We start from the raw sequence: 21,699 nt of genomic DNA, 5'->3' as shown, positions 1-21,699 counted from the left end.
GTTGTAAAAGAATTAACCGCTTCATGCGACAATAAAATCAGCGTTGTATCAAATCTAGACTACTGCAATTCATCTAGAGAACCAAGCTAAGAGACGCTCTCTTTTCGCTCAGCTTTTGCCTGCGTATGAAGAAACCAAAAACCCAACGCCGTCGCAATAAGACCAGACACGCCACCCATGCCAATTGACCATCGCGCCCCAAGAGTATCCGCTACCCAACCCACTAATGGCGCGCCTAATGCAGTACTGCCCATTGCTGTGGCCAAGACTACTGCCATCACTCGTCCACGATAGCGCTTTTCTGTGGCCACTTGCATGTAAGATACGGTGGAGGTTGTGAACAGCTGCAAACTCAATCCAAGTAAAATCAATAAAACAGCAAACGACCAAAATGATGCGCTAATAGACACGAAAAAGCAGCTTACTGAAAACAGTGCGGCGACATAGATCATCGAACGAAAAGAAGGGGAAGACCGTCGGCTTGCGGTGACCATCGCACCCGAAATAGAACCAATGGCCATCATGGAAATCAAGAAACCATATTGATCTGCATGACCTTGGAATACGTGCACTGTCATAGCAGACAAATACACCGAGAAGTTCATCCCTAAACTGCAAATTAGAAATGACATAACGAGAATCACTGCCATTTCTTTATGCTGCCAAATATAACGAAAACCATCTAAGAATTTTGCAACGTCCGGCGCTGCCTTACTGCTGTCGGGTGACGCGACAGACAACCGCTTTTTAAACAAATGCAAAGCAAACAATAATGGAATAAAAGACAGCACATTGATCATGAATACCCAGCCGGTTCCGATCAAGGCAATCAATATCCCTGCGATTGCAGGCCCAACTAACCGAGCACTATTAAACGCCACAGAATTTAAGCCGACCGCATTCGACAGTTCTTTTTCACTCACAATATCGGAAACAAAAGCATGGCGAGCCGGAGCATCAAATGCAGCAACACACCCTAAAGCGAAGGCGCAAACACATACTTGCCAATACACCACATGACCACTTAGTACCAGAAGGCCCAATATCAAGGCCAACATGGCCATCAAGGATTGAGTAATAAAAAGCAGTTTACGACGTTCCATGCGATCCGCCGCCCAGCCAGTGATAGGCAGAAGAAGAATTTGGGGGGCAAATTGCAAAAAGACCACAAAACCAACCGCCGATGCATTTTGATCAGACAACTCGGCAATCACGATCCAATCTTGCGCGGTACGCTGTAGCCAAGCGCCAATATTAGAAATAAATGCACCACCAAACCAAAGCCGATAGTTCGGATTTGATAAAGATCGAAATGGTCGACTCAACTTAAACTCCTTCGATTATTCAGCGAAATATACTCTATCTCCTAAAAACGTCATTTATCAGGTGTAATATAGTTCTAGTACAGGATAAAAAAGAGCGTTTTAAATAAACTTTCTTGTACAATCAATAAACTCGCTTGTATATATGTAAAAATATAGGCTTTAAAAAAACCATCTAAATTAGATAACCAAATCATCACCAGTAGGTAACCAACCTTGATATTCAACAAAATGTCTCTGAAAGCACAATTTTTGTCCGTTATTGCATTGCCATGTTTTGTATTAGTACTGGTCGGTTGGGCTGGCCTGTACGGTCTTTCTAATGCACAAGAACAAACCAAAAATCTTGCTGAAAACACCAGTGCACCAATGCGATCCCTTGCCGAAGTTGCGTCTCGCATACCGCGTATGCGGGTTGGTATCGATATAATGCTGCTACAAGAAATTCCAGCCATGCAGGATAAAAAAGGCGTATTAACTCGCGTAAAAGAAACGCGTGCAGAAGACATTCCTGAAATGGATGCAGCTTTGAAACAAGCTCTAAATGCTCAAGTAAACCCAAAAATACGCGCTGATGTACAAAAGATCATCGATATTTTTGCGAAAGTTAAAAGAGATGAACTAACGCCAATGCTTGCCGCTCTAGAGAAAAATGATCTAGCTACAGCGCAAGAAATATACAAATCAAAATACGCTGCCAGCTACGGCGTTATGCGTAAAGCAGTTAACGCCATTCTTGATGACCTATTAATTCAAGGTGAGCAGAGCTTCGCGAAAAGTCAGAAAAGTTATGAAGCCAGCCGAACAGAAATGTTTACGTTGATCATCATTGCACTGTCGCTTTCTATTTTCTTAGCGTGGTTAATGTTACGTCGTCTTAATCAACGTGTCTCCTACCTACAACAACATATTTCAAGCGCCAGCGACAAACTAGACCTTGGCACTGTAATGACGTTGAATGGTCAAGATGAGTTGGGGGATATTGCTCAGCACTTTAACCAATTTATAACCAAAATACGCACGGCCATTGAAAACGTGGCAGAGCACTCTCGTCAGCTTGCTCACACAGCAAATGATGTTGCGGCGAAAGCAAAAGCGACTCACAACAACTGCCTAAACGAACGCGATCGCACCACTCAGATCGCAACAGCCATTCATGAAATGGGTGTAACAGTTGAAAACATCGCGGAAAACGCGTCTCAAGCAGCAAAAGCCGCCCAAGAAGCCGATAAGCAAGCTCATCACGGGGCAGAATTGGTTGCGCGAGCTCGTAAAGGCGTCACTGGGCTTTCTTCTGAAATACAAAATATCAGCACTGATATTGATTCACTAGCCACACAAACCAATTCAATCGGTAGTATTTTGGACACGATACGCAGTATTTCAGAGCAAACGAACTTACTCGCACTAAACGCCGCCATTGAAGCGGCCCGTGCTGGCGAACAAGGTCGAGGATTTGCTGTCGTTGCAGATGAAGTACGTAACCTTGCAAGTCGCTCTGCTGAATCCACCAACGAAATTCAGAAAATGATCGACAAGCTACAAGAGCAATCATCAAAAACAGTGGCCACCATTCAAACGGGCCAAGACCAGAGCAACGCGGTTGTAACACAAGCGAACGAAGCCAACACATCGCTTGAGCAAATCACAGCGCACATTGGTCAGATTAGTGACATGAACATTCAAGTGGCAACGGCGACCGAAGAACAGTCCCTTGTGGTGAACGACATGAGCAAAAATGTCGAAGAGATTAATCAACTGACGACCGAAACGTCTGAAATCGCGGATGAACTAACGGCCTCTAGTACTAACTTACAAAAACTGTCTTCTCAACTAGATAAGCTGGTTACTCAGTTCAAACTGTAAATCCATCGCTAGATGATCGTTAAAAACAAAAAAGGGAAGCGCATGCTTCCCTTTTCTTTTACCAATGTTACGATCCTAGATTAACTTATTTTTATCGTCTGCAAGACAAGCCGCCGCCGTAAACAATACATCCGTCGAGCTATTCAGCGCGGTTTCAGCCGAATCCTGCAAGACACCAATGATAAAACCAACCGCAACAACCTGCATCGCGATCTCATTAGGAATATTAAATAAGCTACACGCCAATGGAATCAACAACAAAGAACCACCAGCAACACCAGACGCACCACATGCCGATACCGCCGCAATCACACTAAGCAATACCGCTGTGCCAAAATCCAGTGAAATACCTAATGTGTGCACCGCCGCTAAGGTTAAAACGGTAATGGTGATCGCCGCACCCGCCATATTAATCGTGGCACCAAGCGGAATAGAAACAGAATAGGTATCTTCATCCAACTCTAAACGCTTACACAAATCTAAGTTAACCGGAATGTTTGCCGCAGAACTGCGTGTGAAAAACGCCGTTACGCCACTTTCTTTTAGACACTTAAACACCAAAGGATAAGGATTACGGCGAATTTTCCAGAAAACCAATAAGGGATTAGTAACGAGCGCAATGAACAACATCGCACCGATCAATACCGCCAACAAGTGAGAATAACCAAGTAAAGCGTCAAAACCTGTTTCGGCTATCGTGCTGGCAACCAATCCAAAAATACCAAATGGCGCTAAACGAATAATCACCGACACAATACTAGTCACACTGCTCGCAAGGTTCTGCAGCACGGCTTTCGTTGCTTCAGAAGCATGGCGTAAACCCAAGCCAAAGCCGACTGCCCACGTTAAAATGCCAACATAGTTTCCCTGCACAAGTGCATTGACCGGATTGTCGACCATTTTGAATACCAAGGTGCGCAACACTTCACCAATACCCTGTGGGGCGCTTTGACTTAAGTCAGGCGCAACCAAACTCAGTTGCGTAGGGAACACAAAACTAAATACCACAGCCGTTAAAGCAGCCACAAAAGTACCGACTATATACAAAGTGAGCACCGGGCGAATATGACTTTGCTGAGCTTGTTTATGATTCGCAATAGAGGCGATCACCAATAAAAACACTAAAATCGGCGCTATCGCTTTAAGTGCTTTAACAAAAAAACCGCCCAGTAAATTAGTAGACAACGCAACACTCGGAGAAACATAGGCCAACACGACACCACAGAGGATACCAATGGCAATTTGTAGCACTAAGCTACCACGCATATAGCGCTGCAATAACGATGGTTTTGGATGAAACGTCATGAGAACAGGGTCCATTGAAATTTAAAAAAAACACCTTACTGCATACCGCCGCAAAAATGAACCATTTTGGGGCATTATTGATTCGGTTATTAAGAATAGGAGTAAATAAACTGAACACCCATTTTCTGATGTCGTAACCGTCTAGGCTTCCCTATCTCACCTTAATTTTTTGTTCCACTTCCACACTTTGTTCTTAAAGCAACGCTTGAAGTTAGTTGTGGTTAGACCCATATTGTCTGCATATATAAACCCTTATTAAGGAATTGAAATGTCGAATTTGTTGGACAAGCTAAGCTGGCGTTATGCCACGAAAAAAATGGATTCAGGCAAAGCGGTTGAGCAAGAAAAAGTGGACCGTATACTAGAAGCCATTCGTCTGACAGCGACGTCAAGCGGCTTACAGCCGTACGAAGTGATTGTGGTAACGAATAAAGAATTACGTGAAAAAATTGTCCCCCATGCTTGGAATCAAGCGCAAATCACCGACGGCTCTCACCTTTTGGTTTTTGCAGCGTGGAACAACTACACAGAAGATCGCATTAATGAGATGTTCGACCTAGTCAATGATGAACGTGGTTTTAAGAACGAAGGCTGGGAAAACTATCGCCAAATGATATTAGGCGCTTACCCTCCTCGCGATGCAGAGGTCAATTACCAACACGCGGCTCGTCAAGCTTACATTGGCCTTGGTACGGCATTGATTGCAGCGGCAGAAGAAGGCGTTGACAGTACACCAATGGAAGGGTTTGATCCTGCTAAAGTAGACGAAATTCTAGGGTTAACAGAACGAGGCCTTCGTTCAGTTGTTCTATTACCTCTAGGCTACCGTGCCGAAGAAGGTGATTGGCTAAAAGGCATGAAAAAAGTACGTCGTTCTACCGCGCAATTCATTACAGAAATGAAATAACACACTCAATTGTATTATTTTTAATAATGAAAAACGCCAATTGTCTTTGGCGTTTTTTTTATTTATACCGTATAAAAAAATATTTTAGTCTGCGCAAAAAAGGATCGACAAGATGACAAAGTACATTGGATTACTCTTCATTACTATATTACTGAGCGCTTGTTCGACAAATGACAGCTGGCGCACAGCAAGCCGTGAACCTGCTGGTATTGCGCCCGCACCGGAAATAGAAAAAGAGGCTGTCATTGAATTCTATGCCGCAGATGCCTACAGCTGGCGCGGCTGGTTTGCGGTTCATACCTGGGTTGCCACAAAAGAAAAAAACGCGACTGAGTACACAGTATATGAAGTCGTTGGCTGGCGAGTTAATCGCGGATTACCTGCATTATCAGAATACAAAACAGCCACACCCGATCGTTATTGGTTTGGAGCAAAGCCGAGTAAAGTACTGTCTATAACCGGCCAAAAAGCCGAAGCCCTCATTCCAAAAATTAGCGACGCCGTAAAACGCTATCCTTGGGCAAACGAATACACTGTATTCCCAGGCCCAAACAGTAATACCTTCCCAACGTGGATAGGACAGCAAGTCCCTGAACTTGACCTTGATATGCCGTTCAACGCCATTGGCAGTGGTTACGCTAACAAAAAATAAACCAAAAAAAGCGGATTCACTTTGCAGTGAATCCGCTTTTTAGTTCATAAATGTTCTGTATTAGTGTTTTGTCATTCCGGGGTTTGGGATGAAGTTGATTACGACTTCTTCCGCCTCCGGCGCGCTGCTGTGCGGTTGGTTCACCCGTGTAACGATTTCAGTCGGCTGGGCCTGTACCACTGTCGACTGAACATCTTCATAGCCACAGGAAATACACTCTCGATACTGTTTTTCAGCGTCATCATCACGCCACGCACGAATCTTATCCATCTCACTACAGCGTGGGCACACGGCCCCCGCGATAAAACGTTTTACTGTCATAATTTCAATTACCTTTTAACGCTACGCCGCGATGCCACTGTGTCTCAATAACGCATCAGTACTAGGCTCACGACCACGAAATTCAGCGAACAATTGAGCGGCTGGACGAGAACCACCATTGGCTAATATGGTATCACGGAAGTGCGCACCCGTATCCGCATTGAAGATGCCGTCTTCCTCGAATTTAGAGAACGCATCCGCCGACAAAACCTCCGCCCATTTGTAGCTGTAGTAACCCGCGGCATAACCGCCAGCAAAGACATGCGAGAAGCTTGTTTGGAAACGGTTAAACTCTGGTGGTGTTGTAACCGCCACCTTGCTACGGACATCGTCAATAACCGATTGAACAGAGATACCTTTTTTGTATTCCATGTGCAGACGGAAATCAAATAATGAGATCTCCAGCTGACGCATCATTTGCATACCCGATTGGAAATTTTTCGCCGCGAGCATTTTGTCGAGTAAGTCCTGAGGTAATGGCTCACCGGTTTCGTAATGTCCTGCGATATGCGCCAAGGCTTCTGGTTCGTAACACCAGTTTTCCATGAATTGACTCGGTAATTCAACCGCGTCCCACGCTACACCATTAATGCCTGATACGGATGAAACCTCTACTTGGGTCAACATATGATGCAAGCCGTGACCAAATTCATGGAACAAGGTTGTTACTTCGTCATGCGTTAACAAAGCGGGTTTATCGCCAATTGGTGGTGTGAAATTACACACAAGATAAGCAATTGGTAATTGTAGGCGATTGTCGCTTAAACGACGACGTGTACGACAAGAGTCCATCCAAGCGCCACCGCGTTTTGCTTCCCGTGAATAAGGGTCTAAATAGAAACGAGAAATATCTTCGCCGTCTTTACTGATCGTAAATAACTTCAAGTCATTGTTATAGCTATCAAATTCTTTTTCTTCACGAATATCCACACCGAACAAAGTTTGTGCCACGTGAAACAATCCGGACAATACTTTGTTCATTGGGAAGTAAGGACGAAGCTCTTCCTGAGAAATGCTGTACTTATGTTGGCGCAGTTTTTCCGCGTAATAAGCCATGTCCCAAGCATTGAGTTTTTCGACGCCATTTTCGTCTTTTGCGAAAGCCGTTAACTGCGCAAGATCTTGTTCTGCCGAGCTTTTAGACTTCTCCGCAAGGTCTTGTAAGAAGTCGATAACCTGCTGGCCGTTCTCAGCCATTTTGGTGGCGACCGACAATTCAGCGTAATTATCAAAACCCAATATCTGTGCCATTTCATGACGCAATGACAAAATCTCATCGATCAACGGCGCATTGTTGTATTTGATATCACCGCCCTGATCCGAAGCGCGAGTCACAAACGCGCGATACATTTCTTCGCGTAGTTCCGCATTGTCAGCGTAATTCATCACCGGAATGTAAGAAGGGAAATCCAACGTAAATAACCAACCTGGTTGCGATTTAGCCTCCGCCATTTGTTTGGCTTGAGCAAGCGCAGACTCTGGTAAGCCGGCCAATTCATTTTCATCTGTAATCAACTTGCTCCACGCTTGTGTTGCATCCAAAACGTTTTCACCAAATTGGCTGCCCAACTCAGACAAACGCTGACTCATTTCGCCGTAGCGTTTTTTAGCGTCGCCTTCTAAGCCAACACCTGATAATTCAAAGTCACGAATCGTTTGAGTTAACGCTTCCGTTTGCGCTGGCGTTAGGTCTTTTGCGACGTCACTGTCAGCCAATGTTTTATAGGCCTGATAAAGCGCTTTGTTCTGACCAAGATCCGTATAGAACTGAGTCAATTTTGGCAAACACGCATTGTAAGCAGCTCGAAGCGCAGGCGTATCTTTTACCGAGTTTAAATGACCAATCGGCGACCAAAAATTATTAAGGTCATCGTGTAATTGATCCAGTGGTAAAACAAGGCTTTCCCACGTTGGGTTCGCGTTTTCGCTCACACAAGTGTCAATGGCTTTTTTGTTAACCTCAAGAAGCGCGTCCAAGTCGGATTCGATGCTTGCAACATCGACGCCGGTAAAATTTGGCAAGCTGGTCGCAGCCCATACAGACTCTGACATATCGTGGTATCCTTTTATGAAATTTAAGGCCGTTTAATTCGGCGTTTTCGCATTCTCACACCGTCGTCTTAAAACGACACCGTAAGAATGTATTAATGATCACTATGCTTAATAAGATAGGTGGTCTTTGTCGTTTTTCAATGCGTCTATCGCTATTGTATTAATAGTTCCTTCATTTATAACGCAAAACATTCTGTATAGAGAGGATTTATGGTGATGAAATCTTTCCGTGGCAAAATGCCACAACTCGGAGACCGAGTTTGGGTCGATGAAAACGCGGTTATCATTGGCGATGTCACCATTGGTGATGACAGTTCAGTTTGGCCTTTAGTCGCCATTCGTGGCGACATGCACAGCATCACTATTGGCGCTCGCACCAGCATTCAAGACAATTCATGTTTACACATCACTCACGCCAGCACTTACAAGCCTGAAGGCTACCCGTTGTCGATTGGTGATGATGTGACGGTCGGGCACATGGCCATGCTGCACGGTTGCACCGTCGGCAGTAGAGTCTTAGTCGGCATGGGCACAACCATTTTAGATGGTGCTGTCATTGAAGACGAAATCATTATCGGTGCGGGCTCATTAGTACCACCCGGTAAACGTTTAGAGTCTGGTTTTATGTACATGGGGTCGCCAGTAAAAAAGATTCGTCCGTTAAACGAAAAGGAAATTGAATACTTTCAATACGCTGGCCTGAATTACGTCAAACTAAAAGATGAATACCTCGCGGAAGCCGAACTTTTGTCAGAAAAAACAGACTAAAAGACGAGGTCGAGAAAAACATCGACTATTTTGTAATAAAGCGAATCCTAACATCGTCTAACCATTGCACATGATCCGAGGCTTAAATGACTAATGTGAACCTATCTCAAGAGATAGACAATTCAGCAATGACGAACGCATTTCATGATGCCGCGTTTATAGCAGAACTGCGTATACAAATGCTGAAATTCGCAACATTGCAAGTTCGAGATAGCCAATTAGCAGAAGATGCAGTGCAAGAAGCCATGCTATCGGCGTATCAACATATTGATCGTTTTGCACGGCAATCGGCCTTTAAAACGTGGGTTTTTTCTATCTTAAAAAATAAGGTAATTGATCTGTTACGCAAAGAAAAGCGCCACACCGCCGTCAGTCAGTTAGAAGACGGTCCAAACCTAAACGGTGAAGAACTAATGGACCAATTATTCAAAGACAACGGTCACTGGCAAAAGCATGAACGTCCACAAAAATGGGATCAGCCAGATCACGACGTTGAAAATGTCCATTTTTGGCGTGTGTTTGATGCTTGTTTGAATGCGTTACCAGAAAAATATGGTCGATTCTTTATGATGCGTGAATTTCTAGAAATGGAAACGCCGGAAATTTGCCATAATGAAGACGTATCGGTTAGCAATCTTAACGTCACCTTGTATCGTGCTCGACTACGTTTACGAGAGTGTCTAGAAGACAATTGGTATCAAGCTAAGGTGTCCTAACATGTTGAACTGCAAACAAGCGACCCAAATGCTCTCTGAAAAACTTGACCGGCCGCTTTCGACAAAGGAAAAGCTGAGTCTAGGAATACATACTTCTATGTGCTTACCTTGTCGTCAATTTGGTAAGCAAATGCAAGAATTACGTTTTATTTCAAAGCGTTATACAAAAGGCGAAAACGAAAGTGAAAAATAATGTGTTTCTTGTGTAATAGACATAAACTTTACTACGTCAAAGCAATGTAACCAAAAGACTTCCCTGTCTTTCCCTTTATATCGAATGAGGATCTACCCATGAAAAACAAAACAGCATCATTAGCACTTGCACTTGGTACTGCCGTCGCTATCTCTGCGGTATCTGTTCCTGCACAAGCTGCAAGCAAAGAAAAATGTTACGGCGTTGCACTTGCTGGACAAAACGATTGCGCTGCTGGCCCTGGCACCTCTTGCGCTGGTACATCCAAAACTGACTACCAAGCAAATGCGTGGAAATTAGTTCCAGCTGGTTCTTGTGTCGACATGGAATCTAAAACGTCTTCAACTGGCCACGGCCAACTGAAAGCGTTCTAAGAGACGGATACACAAAATGTCTCCTGTTCTTTCTGAACAAGCACTTACGCAAGCCGAAGATGCTCCCCTTTCTTCGCGCTTTGCGGAGCGTTTTTTTTCTCGTTCTGGCATCAGCCTAAAACCCGCATACTACAAACTTATCTTAGCCGAATTACCTGACGTCGGTTTCTTTGAAATTCACGCCGAAAACTATTTGAGCAAAGGCGGGCCTGCACGTCATTATTTATCACTAATTCGTCAGCATTATCCAATAACGATACACGGCGTCGGATTGTCTATCGGCGGTGAGCATTCCATTAATACGCAACATCTTGATCGGGTTGCGCGATTAGTCGATGAAATTGAACCTGAAGTCTTTTCAGAGCATTTAGCTTGGTCTTCGCACGACAACGCCTTTTTAAACGATTTACTACCCGTTGCCTATGATGAGGCGACATTACGCAGAGTGTGCGAGCACATCGAGCAAATACAGGCGCGCCTAAAACGCCAAGTATTAATCGAAAATCCATCGACCTATTTTGAATTTAACCGTAGCGAAATGAGCGAAATCGCCTTTCTGACAGAAATGAGCAAACGTACCGGCTGCGGCTTGCTTCTAGACATCAACAACGTGGAAGTGTCTTGTTTTAATCACGGGCAAAACCCTTACCATTATATGGACGCGTTTCCTGTTCATGCTGTGAGTCAAATGCATTTAGCAGGTCACACCACAGACAGTAACCTTGTTGTTCCATTAAAAATAGACAGTCATGACGAACCCGTATCGCAAGACGTTTGGTCTCTTTACCAATATACCTTAGCATTGACTGGCGACTGCCCAACATTGATTGAACGTGATGGTAACCTGCCGCCAATGTCGATATTGCTTGAAGAAGCGAACATGGCAAACCGCATACGAGAGTCTATCCCACCATTGGAGATACGCCGTGAACACGTCATTTAAAAACGCCTTACTCACGGAAGACACTCGCTTTTATAACGAAATCAAAGCTGAAAATAGGCAACAGCAGGAAGTCAGACTAAACGTTTACCGTAATAACGTAGTGGTCTCACTGATTGACACCTTATGCGATATTTTTCCTGTTACGGAAACACTAGTGGGAGAGGTGTTCTTCCGCGCGATGGCACGAATATATTTATTAGAAAACCCACCTAGTTCACCCATTATTAGTGAATATGGTGTGAATTTTTCAGATTTTATCCGCACTTTCGAACCAGCAGAAAACCTTCCTTTTCTGGCCGATGTCGCCGCACTCGAACATGAAATGTTAACGCTCACTCACAGCGAAGAATACAAGACCCTTGATCATGATGCTGTTTCTACTGCGTTCTCATCGGTAGAAGACCCTAGTGCTTTATTGCTGAACGTTCCACCAACCACAAAAATCTTAGCATCACCTTTTGCCATTGGTTCTTTATACCAAGCGCATTTCAGCGATGGGCACCAACGCCTTAACAAGGTCGATATAAAAAAAAGTGAATACTTACTACTAATAAAATCTCATCTCTACGCTCAACTGCATGTCATCCAAAAAGAAGAAGCGGTTTTTATTAAAAACCTAATACAACAAAAATCGCTCGAAGACGCTGTGCCGGATTCAGATTTGTTTGATTTAGGAAAAACACTGGCAAAACTGATTGAATGGAAAGTACTAACTCAAATCAAATAACACCTAAAAATAAGGAATGAACCATGCTGTCTTTTATCAATAGCAAAAGCGAGGCAATATTTAAAATAATCCCCGAATCTCTGATTCTTTTTGTTGCCCGATTTTCTATCGCGGCGGTTTTTTGGCGTTCAGGGCAAACCAAAATAGAAGGGTTTTCTCTCGATTTAATTGCGATGAAAGTAGAGCTTGGTTTACCAAGATTGGCCGAATCAACTGGCTACTTGTTTGAATATGAATACGACCTACCTCTTATTCCACCGATGATCGCGGCGGTACTCGCCACGGTGGCAGAACACCTTTTACCCATTCTGATTCTGAGTGGGCTTTTCACTCGTCTTGCGGGGTTTGGTATTGCGATGATGACACTGGTGATTCAGCTTTTTGTTTACCCAGATGCTTATCCAACGCATGCTACTTGGTTGGCCATCGCACTGTTATTAATGTATCGAGGAGCGGGCGTTTTCTCTTTGGACCATTGGCTAGCAAAACGCTAACCAATGGTACTCTCAAGTCGCCATTATTAAGATTTACTTTTTGGCATTAGTTCTTTGGTAGAGTAAACGTAGAGGTCGCTTGCTGCGTTTGCTCTGCCGCACCAGACAAGGTATCGGTGAGTTGACTCAATCGCTTCGATGTCGCCTCATTGCTCGCAGTCACTTCAACAATACGAGTCACATGCTGCGTAATATCATTGGCTTCTCTCGCTTGTTGCTGGGCCAATTGAGACAAGTCATCTAAGCTATGTAATGACTTAGCAGAATCCGCTTCTAACTGACTTAACGGCGCGATAACATCTTGAATTTGCGCGACACCTTGGCGCATCTTTTCTTGGCCTACTACCATTTCATCAGAAATTTGTACCGATAGATTGCCAATCGTAGTGATGACTGTATCGATGGATGCCGTAACGTCAGCAGTATTGGTTGCTAAGTTGCGCACTTCGTCTGCAACAACCGCAAATCCTCGACCACTTTCACCCGCACGCGCGGCTTCAATTGACGCGTTTAATGCCAATAAATTTGTCTGTTCCGCAATACTGCGAATACTGTTTACAAAATCTGTAACCGTACTCGCGCTTTCATTCAGTTTCGCCACCGCATGAGACGTTTCTTCAATGTAAGCAGCAACGGCGTTTATATCGGTTGATGCAGAAGTGATCACTTGTTTACCGTGCTTCGCTAAATCATGCGCCGCTTCGGCTTGATTTCGAGACACACTAACATGCTCAGCCATCACGTTGGCAGCACTGGACAATTCGCCAACCGAACGTTGAATGTCACCCGCCATAGCAGACTGCGTATTCGACCCTTGTTGAACATCCGTCACGCTAGTGTGTATTTCACCCACTACACCCACGACCGTTTTGGCGCTTTTATCAATTTTTTCAATCACGCCAGCCAAACTGACACGCATGCGCTTAACGCTATCCAATAATTGTCCGATTTCGCCTTTTTGATTGGTGGTAATGGCTTGCGAAAGATCCCCACGAGCAAATTTGTCCAGCAACGTCATCACATAATTCAATGGATTAACAATACTACGAGTGATCAACACCGACATCACCAGACCAATCAAGATGGCCAAAAGGCCCACGCCGACGATCAACCAAATCGCCATTTCAGACGCCGTCAACACTTCTTGCTGACGCGCTTGCATCATCTCGCGCTCAGACTTGGCTAAAGCGTATGTTTGCTTTAAAAATGTTTGTAGTTCATCACGAGTAGAACCCGCCATGAGCTTTTTTGCATCCTCCAGTTCACCAAACTCTAATGCTTCAACCGTCGATTGCAGTGCGGCCTGATAGACTTTTCGCTGCGTTTTCAGGTCTTCAATGGCCGTCTTGTCTTTTGCGGTCTGAACCAAACCGGCCATCGCTTCTAAACTGTCGTCCAAGTTTTTGTTACGCTCATCAATCTCTTTGTATATCGCAACACGAGCATCACGCTCTTCGAGCACAAACAGTAATAATAAACGGCTGGCTAAGCTTTCCGCGTTAACATTTAGCTCACCCGTTAGTTCAACCAAGGCCGCATTTTCATCAACGATGCCGCGAATATTGCCAGACAAAAGCTGAAAACGAGAAACAGACAACACCATCACCAGCACTAACATGACCAGCAATACTAAATAACTCGTCCTAAGACGACCTCGAATACTCGTAAAACCTAGCATGGACAAACCTCTTCGATGGATTATGTAGATCAGACAAACACGTTTTATATTAGACGTAAAAAGCCTTCCTTTTGTTACAGACTATACGATTTAGCATAATAAAAAAGCCACTTTAATTTCTAAACGAAGAAATCAAAGTGGCTTCTATTCTGTATGGAAAACTGAATACTTAGCGTTTACGCTTAAACGGCAGGGTATAAGCGATTAAAAACAGCATCGCGGCGCAGACCACCACGCTTGGGCCCGTTGGTGTATCCCAACGATAAGACGCCCACAAACCGCCACAAACCGCCACACAGCCAATCAAACTGGCGAAAGATGCCATTTGCACCGGCGTATTAGACAGTTTTCGCGCCGTCGCGGCGGGAATGATCATCAAAGAAGTAATCAGCAACACGCCAACAATCTTCATTGCCACCGCAATCACCAAGGCCACCAGCAACATAAGCAATAAGCGAATCGCCTCAACCGGATAGCCTTCTACTTTTGCCAGTTCTTCGTTCACCGTTACCGCCAACAGTGGTTTCCAAAAAGTGATCAGCAAAGCAATAACAGCAAAGCCGCCCGCGTAAATCCAATACACGTCTGCTTGATTAATCGCCAGTAAATCGCCAAACAAATAAGCCATCAAGTCAATGCGCACATTATCGAGAAAACTCACCGCGACCAATCCGAGCGACAACGCAGAATGCGCCAAAATACCTAACAAAGTATCCGTGGCGATAATGTGTTTCTTCTGCAATGTCACTAGCACTAAAGCCAAACCAACACACAACACAATAATAGCGAGGTTCAAATTGATGTCGAACAAAAAGCCCAGCGCGACACCCAGTAACGCCGAATGCGCCAAGGTATCGCCGAAATACGCCATGCGTCGCCAAACAACAAACGCGCCCAGCGGCCCAGCAACGGCCGCCACACCCAACCCACCTAACAAGGCTCTGAGTAAAAGATCTAACATGGTATTACTGACTCCAAACTTAGCAAAACAAAATTAGTGTTAATGATGTCGACAATCGGTATGAGTATGGGTGTCACTATCCGATAAAATACCACCGTGTTCGTCATGAACATGGTCATGTTGATGGGCATAAATCGCGATGGACTCATCCGCACCAGGCACACCAAACAACGCTTGATAGGCTGGATGGCCAGTCACGTGCTGCGGACTACCAGAACAACAAACATGCTGGTTAATGCACACCACCGTATCGGTTTTCGCCATCACCAAATGCAAATCATGCGACACCATCAAAACACCACAACCAAGCTCGTTTCGAATGCCTTCAATCAGGTTATAAAGCTCTACTTGGCCGTTCACATCCACGCCTTGTACCGGTTCATCCAACACCAATAGATTAGGTCGATTCAACAAAGCCCGTGCCAATAGAACGCGTTGCGTTTCGCCTCCAGACAACACATGCACTTGGGAATGAATAAGATGCGCAATGCCTAGTTTTTTAAGCGTCGGAAGAATTTGATGTTTATCGACACCACGCACCAGCGCCAAGAAATGCTTCACCGTTAACGGCAACGTCGGATCAATATGAAGCTTTTGTGGCATGTAACCAATACGCAACGCTTTATGACGCACTACCTGTCCTGACGTTGCTTCTTGCAACCCCAGTAAGATGCGAATCAGCGTACTTTTTCCGCTGCCATTGGGGCCAATTAAGGTGACAATTTCACCTTCACTGATGCTCATATCAATACTTTCGAGCAACACGCGGCCATCAAACGCAATGCCAATTTTCTCAAACGCCACTAGCTGTTTAGTCATGCACTTGCTCCAGCTACTTTGGTTTTGCACTTCGCACACAAGCCCGTCAGTTCAATGGTTTCAGCGCGCAGCTCAAAGCCTTGCTGGGCGGCTTTAGCAATCAGCGCAGCATGAATATCTTGGTAGTTAAATTCCATGACATTGTGACAATCGTCACAAATCAGAAAATAGCCTTTATGGGCTTTATCTGCATGAGCGCAACCAAGGTAGGCGTTCATTGATTCCACCTTGTGAATCAACCCCGCCGCCAATAAAAAGTCCAATGCACGGTACACAGTGGGTGGCGCAGAGTTAAACCCTTCCTCTGCCAATTTTGCCAATAACTGATACGCGCCCAACGGACGATGGCTTTCCCAAATCAGTTCCAATGCGCGGCGGCGAACTTTCGTCAGACGCTGACCTTGTTGCACACACAAGGTTTCTGCCGTGGCAAGTGCGCTATCAATACAGTCGCTGTGATTATGGCCTGAACCTTGATGATCCTGTGGCTCTATGTGTTTCATTAAAACGCCCTTCCTGCATTGCTTAAATAGCTCCAAATCATGGAGCCACTGATGATGATCAAAGCGAAAGCCGCCACAAAGCCAAAAGCCCGCGATACTCTTTGTCGCCAAACTTTATGTTCGTGGCTTAACGCTAATCCGGTATCTCGTACAAACACACTTACGCCCGCCAGCGCAGCCACCGTAATGGCAGTACCAAGTGCCATCGCGAACGTCGCCACCAGCCCCCACACAAAAATGTCTGCGCTCAATGAGAACAACAACACCAACACCGCGCCTGTACAAGGACGAATCCCTACTGCGGCCACCATCGCCCAAATACTACGGCGCGCGATTTTCGCTTCCTCTTCATGCTGAGCACAACAAGCGTGACTGTCATGTTCGTGCGACTGGTCGTGTGTATGAGAGTGGTCTGATTCATGATGATGGCTTTCAAGGTGATCATTGGAATGGTCATGTCCGCAACTCGATTGACCGCGCAACAAACGCACCAAAATCCACACACCGATCAAGCCCACCGCAGCAAAGCTCGCAATCTCAAAAAAACGGCTAATCTGCATGGCTTTGCCCGCTAAGGAAAACACTTGGCTAAGCACCAAAATAACCGCAACAGCCATCACCGCCTGAACGCCAGCACATAAAAAGGCCAAGCTTATTCCACGACGCAATGGCGCTTTGCTCGCTAGCATATAGGCTGAAATAACCGCTTTACCATGACCCGGCCCTGCGGCATGAAACACACCATAAAAAAAGCTGGTGCTGATCAACCCCCACAACAAAATAGGGCTGCCTTCTTTGCTAATAGAACGCACCAGTGACACCAATTCACGATGAAACCCAGCCTGCTGAGAGAGGACCCATTGAATAAAATTTTGATACCCCGGAAAGTCTATCGCGGCGTAAAGTGGTGAGTGTAAAAATAGAAAGGATAGAAATAAAAAAGCGATGTTCTTCGCCATGATTGGCTCTCACTCAATATTGGGTTTAAATTGTTATGATATAACACTTCAAACCCAAGGAGAAGCCAAAGCCCAGAAACACCGCATTTAAAGCGAATTTAACTTAGCACCAATATTAGACGTTAGCTGGCAATAGGATTTAAAAATCCCATTACACCACTCATAAATATTTGAGCCGCCATCGCCGCCAAAACCAAACCTGTAATTTTAGACAACACATTCAGTCCAGTGCGACCCAACAATTTTTCGATAAAGGAAGCAGAATACAAAATCAGTGCCAAGGAACCCAACGCCAACAACAGGCCGCCAATACCAATGAGCAAATCCCAACCCTGCAGTTCAGCACCATAAACCAGAATTGTCCCTATGGTTGCCGGCCCAATAATAGTCGGCACCGCCAACGGCACAACCGAGACATCATCACGCTCTTCACTCGGCATACCAACAGCATGATTACGCGTACCGTCTTTCACCAAACTCAACGCCGACATAAACAGCAAAATCCCTGAGCCGATACGAAAAGAATCCAGCGTAATACCCAACACCGAAAACAACGCACCACCGAAAAACAACAACACTAACGCAATCGCCACCGACGCGATAATCGCTTTATTGGCAACGTGCTTACGTGATGCCGCTGACTCACCGCGCGTTAACGCAAGAAACATCGACAACACAAAAAATGGTGCGAACAAAAAGAAAAATTTAATCCAAGTCGAGATCAATAAGCTCATTTAGAGAATTACCTAAGAAGCATCCAGCAACGCGATCAGCGTTGGCTCAATGCGAGTTTTACACCAAAGCCCACCAGCAATATGCCCGTTAAGCTATCCAAGACCTGCGCCACTTTTGGTCGCGCCAGCCATACTCGCGCTTTATGAACCATTAGCGCCAGAAACGTTTGCCACACCATCGCGATAATAAAGTGAAGAGAGGCCATAAAGAGTGACTGAACCAAGGCGGAATGACTCGGATCAATAAACTGTGGCAAAAATGCCATGTAAAAAATAATCGGTTTCGGATTCAGTACATTCGACAAAAGTCCCTGACGAAAACTGCCCCAAGCGGTTAACGTCTTAGAATGGCTCACTTCCTTAAACGTCATGCCAACCGGTTTTAGCGCACTGCGAATGGCTTGTACGCCCAAATACACAAGATACGCCGCGCCAATCAGTTTGAACGCCGTAAACAATCCAGCTGAACCAAGCAAAATAACCGACAACCCTAATGCCGACACAGTTGCATGAGCAAACAACCCCATGCAAATACCCAAGCTGGTCAAAAACCCTAAACGCCAACCACCAGACGCGGCATTTCGCATCACAATAATCGTATCCACCCCAGGGCTCATCGTAAGAATAGTAATCGCAGCTAAAAAGGGCAACCATTGGAAATGCTCTAACATATGCTTTCTACCTTGAAAAGAAACGCTAAAAAAGACTCAAATAAGAGAAATCAAACTAAGACCGACAGGTCAAATCCACCCAAAATGCCACTGACGTTTCGGTCGCTTCACGTTCAACCGGCGTACAAGCCTCGGATAACGCGCCAGACAAACGCACTAAGCCTTCTTCCAACGGTTCCATGGCGAAGTACAGCTCATCATCGCCAAACGCCAAGCTTAGCGTTGTAGTTTCAAGGTTTACGGGGGAAGGCAAATCAATACCCAAACGAACCCACAACATCATATCTCGAATACGCACATCCACGATACGCACGTCTTTTGGTGTCATGTCCACGCCATTTTGCTTCATCTTGATAAAGTAACCGTACTTATCAAAACTCGTCAAAATTTCAATCATATCGAGCTTTTCTTGTCCCGTTAACGCACCGTCTGCATTGATATCATATTCAGCAATAAGACTCGTTGAGGTAAAAAGATCCAAGCTCCACGTCGCTTCAAGACTGTCTATTTGTGCTCGCTCCACTGCGACGCGATATTGTGAATCCACCCAAACATGAGGGTGCGCCATTGCTTGGCTAACAAACAACGTACTGGTCAACACCGTGCTGACAAACAAACCGAGCCAAAAACGAGTCATAGGATTACACCAAAGCAGGCACGTAACGAACGCGCGCTTCTAAAATACGTTGAAACACAAACGGGTCATGTTGCTGCGCCAATCGAACCGGATCGTGCTTAGCACCATGCCACGCTTCCAAACGCGACAACCAAAAGCGCAGCGCCGCAATACGAAGCATGTAAGGCCAAGCCAATGCTTCTTCTTCACTGACATCGCGTTCATGTAAATAGGCTTTTAACAAGGCGCGGTATTTGGTCATATCCAATTCGCCCGTTGTCATATCAGAACACCAGTCGTTCACCACAATGGCTAAATCGTACATCACCCAAGAATGACAAGCGTTGTAAAAATCGATAATCGCTGACAGTTTGTCGCCTTCAAACAAGGTGTTGTTGAAGAACAAATCCCCATGAATCGTGGTTTTTGGAAGGTCTTTGTGTTCCGCCATAAATACATCAAACTCTGCAATTTGCGACATAAGTAATTGCGCTTGCTGTGGCTCTAATTCTGCCTCAATGGCACGGCTCGTTTTGTGCCACCACGCCACACCACGGTGACTATCACGATGCTCAGGAAAATCTTCACCGGCAATGTGTAACTTGGCCAAGGCTTCGCCCATCAATCGGCACGACGTCACATCGGTTTGCTTTAGCTCACTGCCTGGAAAACAATCCACAATAATCGCCGGACGGGCATTTACTTCGCGCAGTCGCTCGCCATGAATGTCGATCAACGCCGCAGGCACATTAAACCCTTTGTGTTTCAAATGCGCGACCACATCTAAAAAGTACGGTACTTCATCTAGATCAAACTCTTCAAACAGCGTCACCACGTACTTTCCCGTGGTAGTAATCAAAAAGTAGTTGGTGTTTTCTACGCCACCGGAAATGCCCTGAAAAGACACCAGTTCACCTAAATAATAATCGGCCACCAAGGCCCGCATGTCAGAATCAGAAAGGGATGTGTAAACAGCCAAGTTGTACTACCTATTTATTATCAAAAAGAGGACGCGAGTAAGAAAGCGCCTATGCTCCACAATAAGCAATGAAAGGTCAATTCGTTCTGTCTAAATCCGTCGCTTATTCCCCATATTTGTTCTCTACTTTCGCTCTATCAGCCCCATCCATCGGGACATTTCTTCACAAAGCGACAACAGAGTTTAAAAATAAAATGTGTATACTTTGTGCAAAAGAACGGTAAATAAGATTATATGAGGCATTAATGGACGACAGAAACGATCAAAAAAACATACTGATTCCTGCAACGTATCGACTACTCATCGTCACCCTGTTAAGCAGTATTATTTACACCGTTTTATTCAATGTCTATTCGACTCCTTTTACTATCCATGCCTTTCAGCCCGGTATTATTTTCTTTCTGCACCTTACGCTGCTCATTTACTTATATAAAAACCCGATAAGAAGAGTCAACCGCGTCATCAATGCCTATGGCGCCGTCATACTTTTTACCACGGTGCCAAACACCTTGTACTTCACTATTAACGCTTGGCAAGGGGATTGGCGTTTTGTAGACACCTTTCCGCCGCTTTCAGGAATGATCATTTTAACCACCACGTTGATGATGCTGATGCTGCCTGAAAAATACAACAAACTGGCGGTCATCACTTGGATTTTAAACGCCTTTCCCGTGCTTCTGTTTTTACTGACTCATCAAGAAGAACTTCAAACCCCCAGAGGGTACGACCTACTCTTTCTCTTTGGTCCGGCCAGCCTGTTGATTTTGCTGATCGTTCCTTACCAGCGTGGCATCAATAGTCACATGCACAAAATCGTTTTTGATTTACAGCACTCACAACAAGCCGCCGAACGAGATTTTTTAACCGATGTGTACAATCGTCGAGGCTTAGAAAGCTGGCTAAACAACGTCAATCCAAGTACAAAAGCGTGCGTATTACTGATGGACATTGATCACTTTAAAACGGTTAATGATCGCTTTGGGCACTCGGTTGGCGACAGAGTCTTGATCGAATTTGCCTCTCGTTTACGCACTGTTTATCAAGGAAAATATGGGCTAGCACGATGGGGTGGCGAAGAGTTTATGATCGTAATACTCAACCCTAAAGTCAATAAAACCAAGGTTCTTGCCGAATTATTC

General features: G+C 45.0%; 24 protein-coding genes. 11 read left to right on the top strand and 13 right to left on the bottom strand.

What is annotated here, in order from left to right; all coding sequences use genetic code 11:
* Positions 1-86: 86 nt before the first annotated feature.
* Entirely contained in the window at positions 87-1,325 is a 1,239-nt protein-coding gene (locus M3I01_RS00120; RefSeq protein WP_255893491.1) for an MFS transporter, read from the bottom strand.
* A gap of 213 nt (positions 1,326-1,538) precedes the next feature.
* Here M3I01_RS00120 and M3I01_RS00115 point away from each other — a divergent pair, with 213 nt between their 5' ends.
* Complete coding sequence (locus M3I01_RS00115; protein WP_255893489.1) at positions 1,539-3,188, top strand: methyl-accepting chemotaxis protein; 1,650 nt, start codon at positions 1,539-1,541, stop codon at positions 3,186-3,188.
* 75 nt (positions 3,189-3,263) lie between these two features.
* Here the strand turns inward: M3I01_RS00115 and sstT are convergent, their stop codons facing one another.
* Positions 3,264-4,493 carry a serine/threonine transporter SstT gene (sstT, locus tag M3I01_RS00110; RefSeq protein WP_255893488.1) on the bottom strand — a complete coding sequence of 410 codons (1,230 nt, stop codon included), beginning with the start codon at positions 4,491-4,493 and terminating at the stop codon, positions 3,264-3,266.
* A gap of 268 nt (positions 4,494-4,761) precedes the next feature.
* Between sstT and M3I01_RS00105 the strand changes: the two genes are divergently transcribed.
* Both M3I01_RS00105 and M3I01_RS00100 read left to right on the top strand, forming a co-directional pair.
* Positions 4,762-5,400 carry an NAD(P)H-dependent oxidoreductase gene (locus tag M3I01_RS00105; protein WP_255893487.1) on the top strand — a complete coding sequence of 213 codons (639 nt, stop codon included), beginning with the start codon at positions 4,762-4,764 and terminating at the stop codon, positions 5,398-5,400.
* 112 nt (positions 5,401-5,512) lie between these two features.
* A complete protein-coding gene (locus tag M3I01_RS00100; RefSeq protein WP_255893486.1) occupies positions 5,513-6,052 on the top strand; it encodes a DUF3750 domain-containing protein in 540 nt (179 codons plus the stop codon).
* A gap of 60 nt (positions 6,053-6,112) precedes the next feature.
* Here M3I01_RS00100 and M3I01_RS00095 read toward each other — a convergent pair whose 3' ends face one another.
* Both M3I01_RS00095 and prlC read right to left on the bottom strand, forming a co-directional pair.
* The gene (locus M3I01_RS00095; RefSeq protein WP_112135639.1) at positions 6,113-6,373 is read right to left on the bottom strand and encodes a YheV family putative zinc ribbon protein; all 261 of its coding nucleotides are present in this window, start codon (positions 6,371-6,373) and stop codon (positions 6,113-6,115) included.
* A 21-nt stretch (positions 6,374-6,394) separates the two neighbouring features.
* Complete coding sequence (gene prlC / locus M3I01_RS00090; RefSeq protein WP_255893485.1) at positions 6,395-8,425, bottom strand: oligopeptidase A; 2,031 nt, start codon at positions 8,423-8,425, stop codon at positions 6,395-6,397.
* Between the two features lie 210 nt (positions 8,426-8,635).
* Between prlC and M3I01_RS00085 the strand changes: the two genes are divergently transcribed.
* The 7 genes from M3I01_RS00085 to M3I01_RS00055 all read left to right on the top strand — a co-directional run bounded on the left by M3I01_RS00085 (position 8,636) and on the right by M3I01_RS00055 (position 12,640).
* Positions 8,636-9,193, top strand: coding sequence for a gamma carbonic anhydrase family protein (locus M3I01_RS00085; RefSeq protein ID WP_112135646.1), 558 nt, complete (start codon positions 8,636-8,638; stop codon positions 9,191-9,193).
* 86 nt (positions 9,194-9,279) lie between these two features.
* Complete coding sequence (locus M3I01_RS00080; RefSeq protein WP_255893484.1) at positions 9,280-9,909, top strand: RNA polymerase factor sigma-70; 630 nt, start codon at positions 9,280-9,282, stop codon at positions 9,907-9,909.
* A gap of 1 nt (position 9,910) precedes the next feature.
* Entirely contained in the window at positions 9,911-10,102 is a 192-nt protein-coding gene (locus M3I01_RS00075; RefSeq protein ID WP_112135649.1) for a zf-HC2 domain-containing protein, read from the top strand.
* A 98-nt stretch (positions 10,103-10,200) separates the two neighbouring features.
* Positions 10,201-10,476 (top strand): BufA1 family periplasmic bufferin-type metallophore, encoded by a 276-nt coding sequence (locus M3I01_RS00070; protein WP_112135650.1) that lies wholly within the window; start codon positions 10,201-10,203, stop codon positions 10,474-10,476.
* Positions 10,477-10,492: 16 nt separating this feature from the next.
* On the top strand, positions 10,493-11,419 hold the full coding sequence (gene bufB / locus M3I01_RS00065) for an MNIO family bufferin maturase (protein WP_255893481.1): 927 nt from the start codon (positions 10,493-10,495) through the stop codon (positions 11,417-11,419).
* On the top strand, positions 11,403-12,146 hold the full coding sequence (locus M3I01_RS00060) for an HvfC/BufC N-terminal domain-containing protein (protein WP_255893479.1): 744 nt from the start codon (positions 11,403-11,405) through the stop codon (positions 12,144-12,146). Before bufB ends, M3I01_RS00060 begins: the two co-directional genes overlap by 17 nt.
* Positions 12,147-12,169: 23 nt before the next feature.
* Complete coding sequence (locus tag M3I01_RS00055) at positions 12,170-12,640, top strand: DoxX family protein (RefSeq protein ID WP_255893478.1); 471 nt, start codon at positions 12,170-12,172, stop codon at positions 12,638-12,640.
* Between the two features lie 46 nt (positions 12,641-12,686).
* Here M3I01_RS00055 and M3I01_RS00050 read toward each other — a convergent pair whose 3' ends face one another.
* The 9 genes from M3I01_RS00050 to M3I01_RS00010 form a co-directional block, all read right to left on the bottom strand.
* A complete protein-coding gene (locus M3I01_RS00050; protein ID WP_275564849.1) occupies positions 12,687-14,318 on the bottom strand; it encodes a methyl-accepting chemotaxis protein in 1,632 nt (543 codons plus the stop codon).
* 169 nt (positions 14,319-14,487) lie between these two features.
* On the bottom strand, positions 14,488-15,279 hold the full coding sequence (znuB, locus tag M3I01_RS00045) for a zinc ABC transporter permease subunit ZnuB (RefSeq protein WP_255893474.1): 792 nt from the start codon (positions 15,277-15,279) through the stop codon (positions 14,488-14,490).
* Between the two features lie 39 nt (positions 15,280-15,318).
* The gene (znuC, locus tag M3I01_RS00040; RefSeq protein WP_255893472.1) at positions 15,319-16,098 is read right to left on the bottom strand and encodes a zinc ABC transporter ATP-binding protein ZnuC; all 780 of its coding nucleotides are present in this window, start codon (positions 16,096-16,098) and stop codon (positions 15,319-15,321) included.
* Positions 16,095-16,601, bottom strand: coding sequence for a Fur family transcriptional regulator (locus M3I01_RS00035; RefSeq protein ID WP_255893471.1), 507 nt, complete (start codon positions 16,599-16,601; stop codon positions 16,095-16,097). Before M3I01_RS00035 ends, znuC begins: the two co-directional genes overlap by 4 nt.
* Entirely contained in the window at positions 16,601-17,560 is a 960-nt protein-coding gene (locus M3I01_RS00030; RefSeq protein WP_255893469.1) for a nickel/cobalt transporter, read from the bottom strand. The genes M3I01_RS00035 and M3I01_RS00030 overlap by 1 nt, the downstream gene beginning before the upstream one ends.
* A gap of 122 nt (positions 17,561-17,682) precedes the next feature.
* Positions 17,683-18,294 carry a MarC family protein gene (locus M3I01_RS00025; RefSeq protein ID WP_255893468.1) on the bottom strand — a complete coding sequence of 204 codons (612 nt, stop codon included), beginning with the start codon at positions 18,292-18,294 and terminating at the stop codon, positions 17,683-17,685.
* A gap of 35 nt (positions 18,295-18,329) precedes the next feature.
* Positions 18,330-18,965, bottom strand: coding sequence for a LysE family translocator (locus M3I01_RS00020; protein WP_255893467.1), 636 nt, complete (start codon positions 18,963-18,965; stop codon positions 18,330-18,332).
* A gap of 55 nt (positions 18,966-19,020) precedes the next feature.
* Positions 19,021-19,602, bottom strand: coding sequence for a DUF1007 family protein (locus tag M3I01_RS00015; protein WP_255893466.1), 582 nt, complete (start codon positions 19,600-19,602; stop codon positions 19,021-19,023).
* Between the two features lie 4 nt (positions 19,603-19,606).
* Positions 19,607-20,560: a homoserine kinase gene (locus tag M3I01_RS00010; protein WP_255893465.1), complete on the bottom strand. Its 954-nt coding sequence runs from the start codon at positions 20,558-20,560 to the stop codon at positions 19,607-19,609.
* A gap of 245 nt (positions 20,561-20,805) precedes the next feature.
* On the opposite strand from M3I01_RS00010, the gene M3I01_RS00005 reads away from it, so the two are divergent.
* On the top strand, positions 20,806-21,699 hold an 894-nt coding region (locus M3I01_RS00005), incomplete at its 3' end, for a GGDEF domain-containing protein (RefSeq protein ID WP_255893464.1).

This window comes from Marinomonas maritima, assembly GCF_024435075.2.
Taxonomy (GTDB): domain Bacteria; phylum Pseudomonadota; class Gammaproteobacteria; order Pseudomonadales; family Marinomonadaceae; genus Marinomonas; species Marinomonas maritima.
This window is presented reverse-complemented; position numbering and strand designations above follow the sequence as displayed.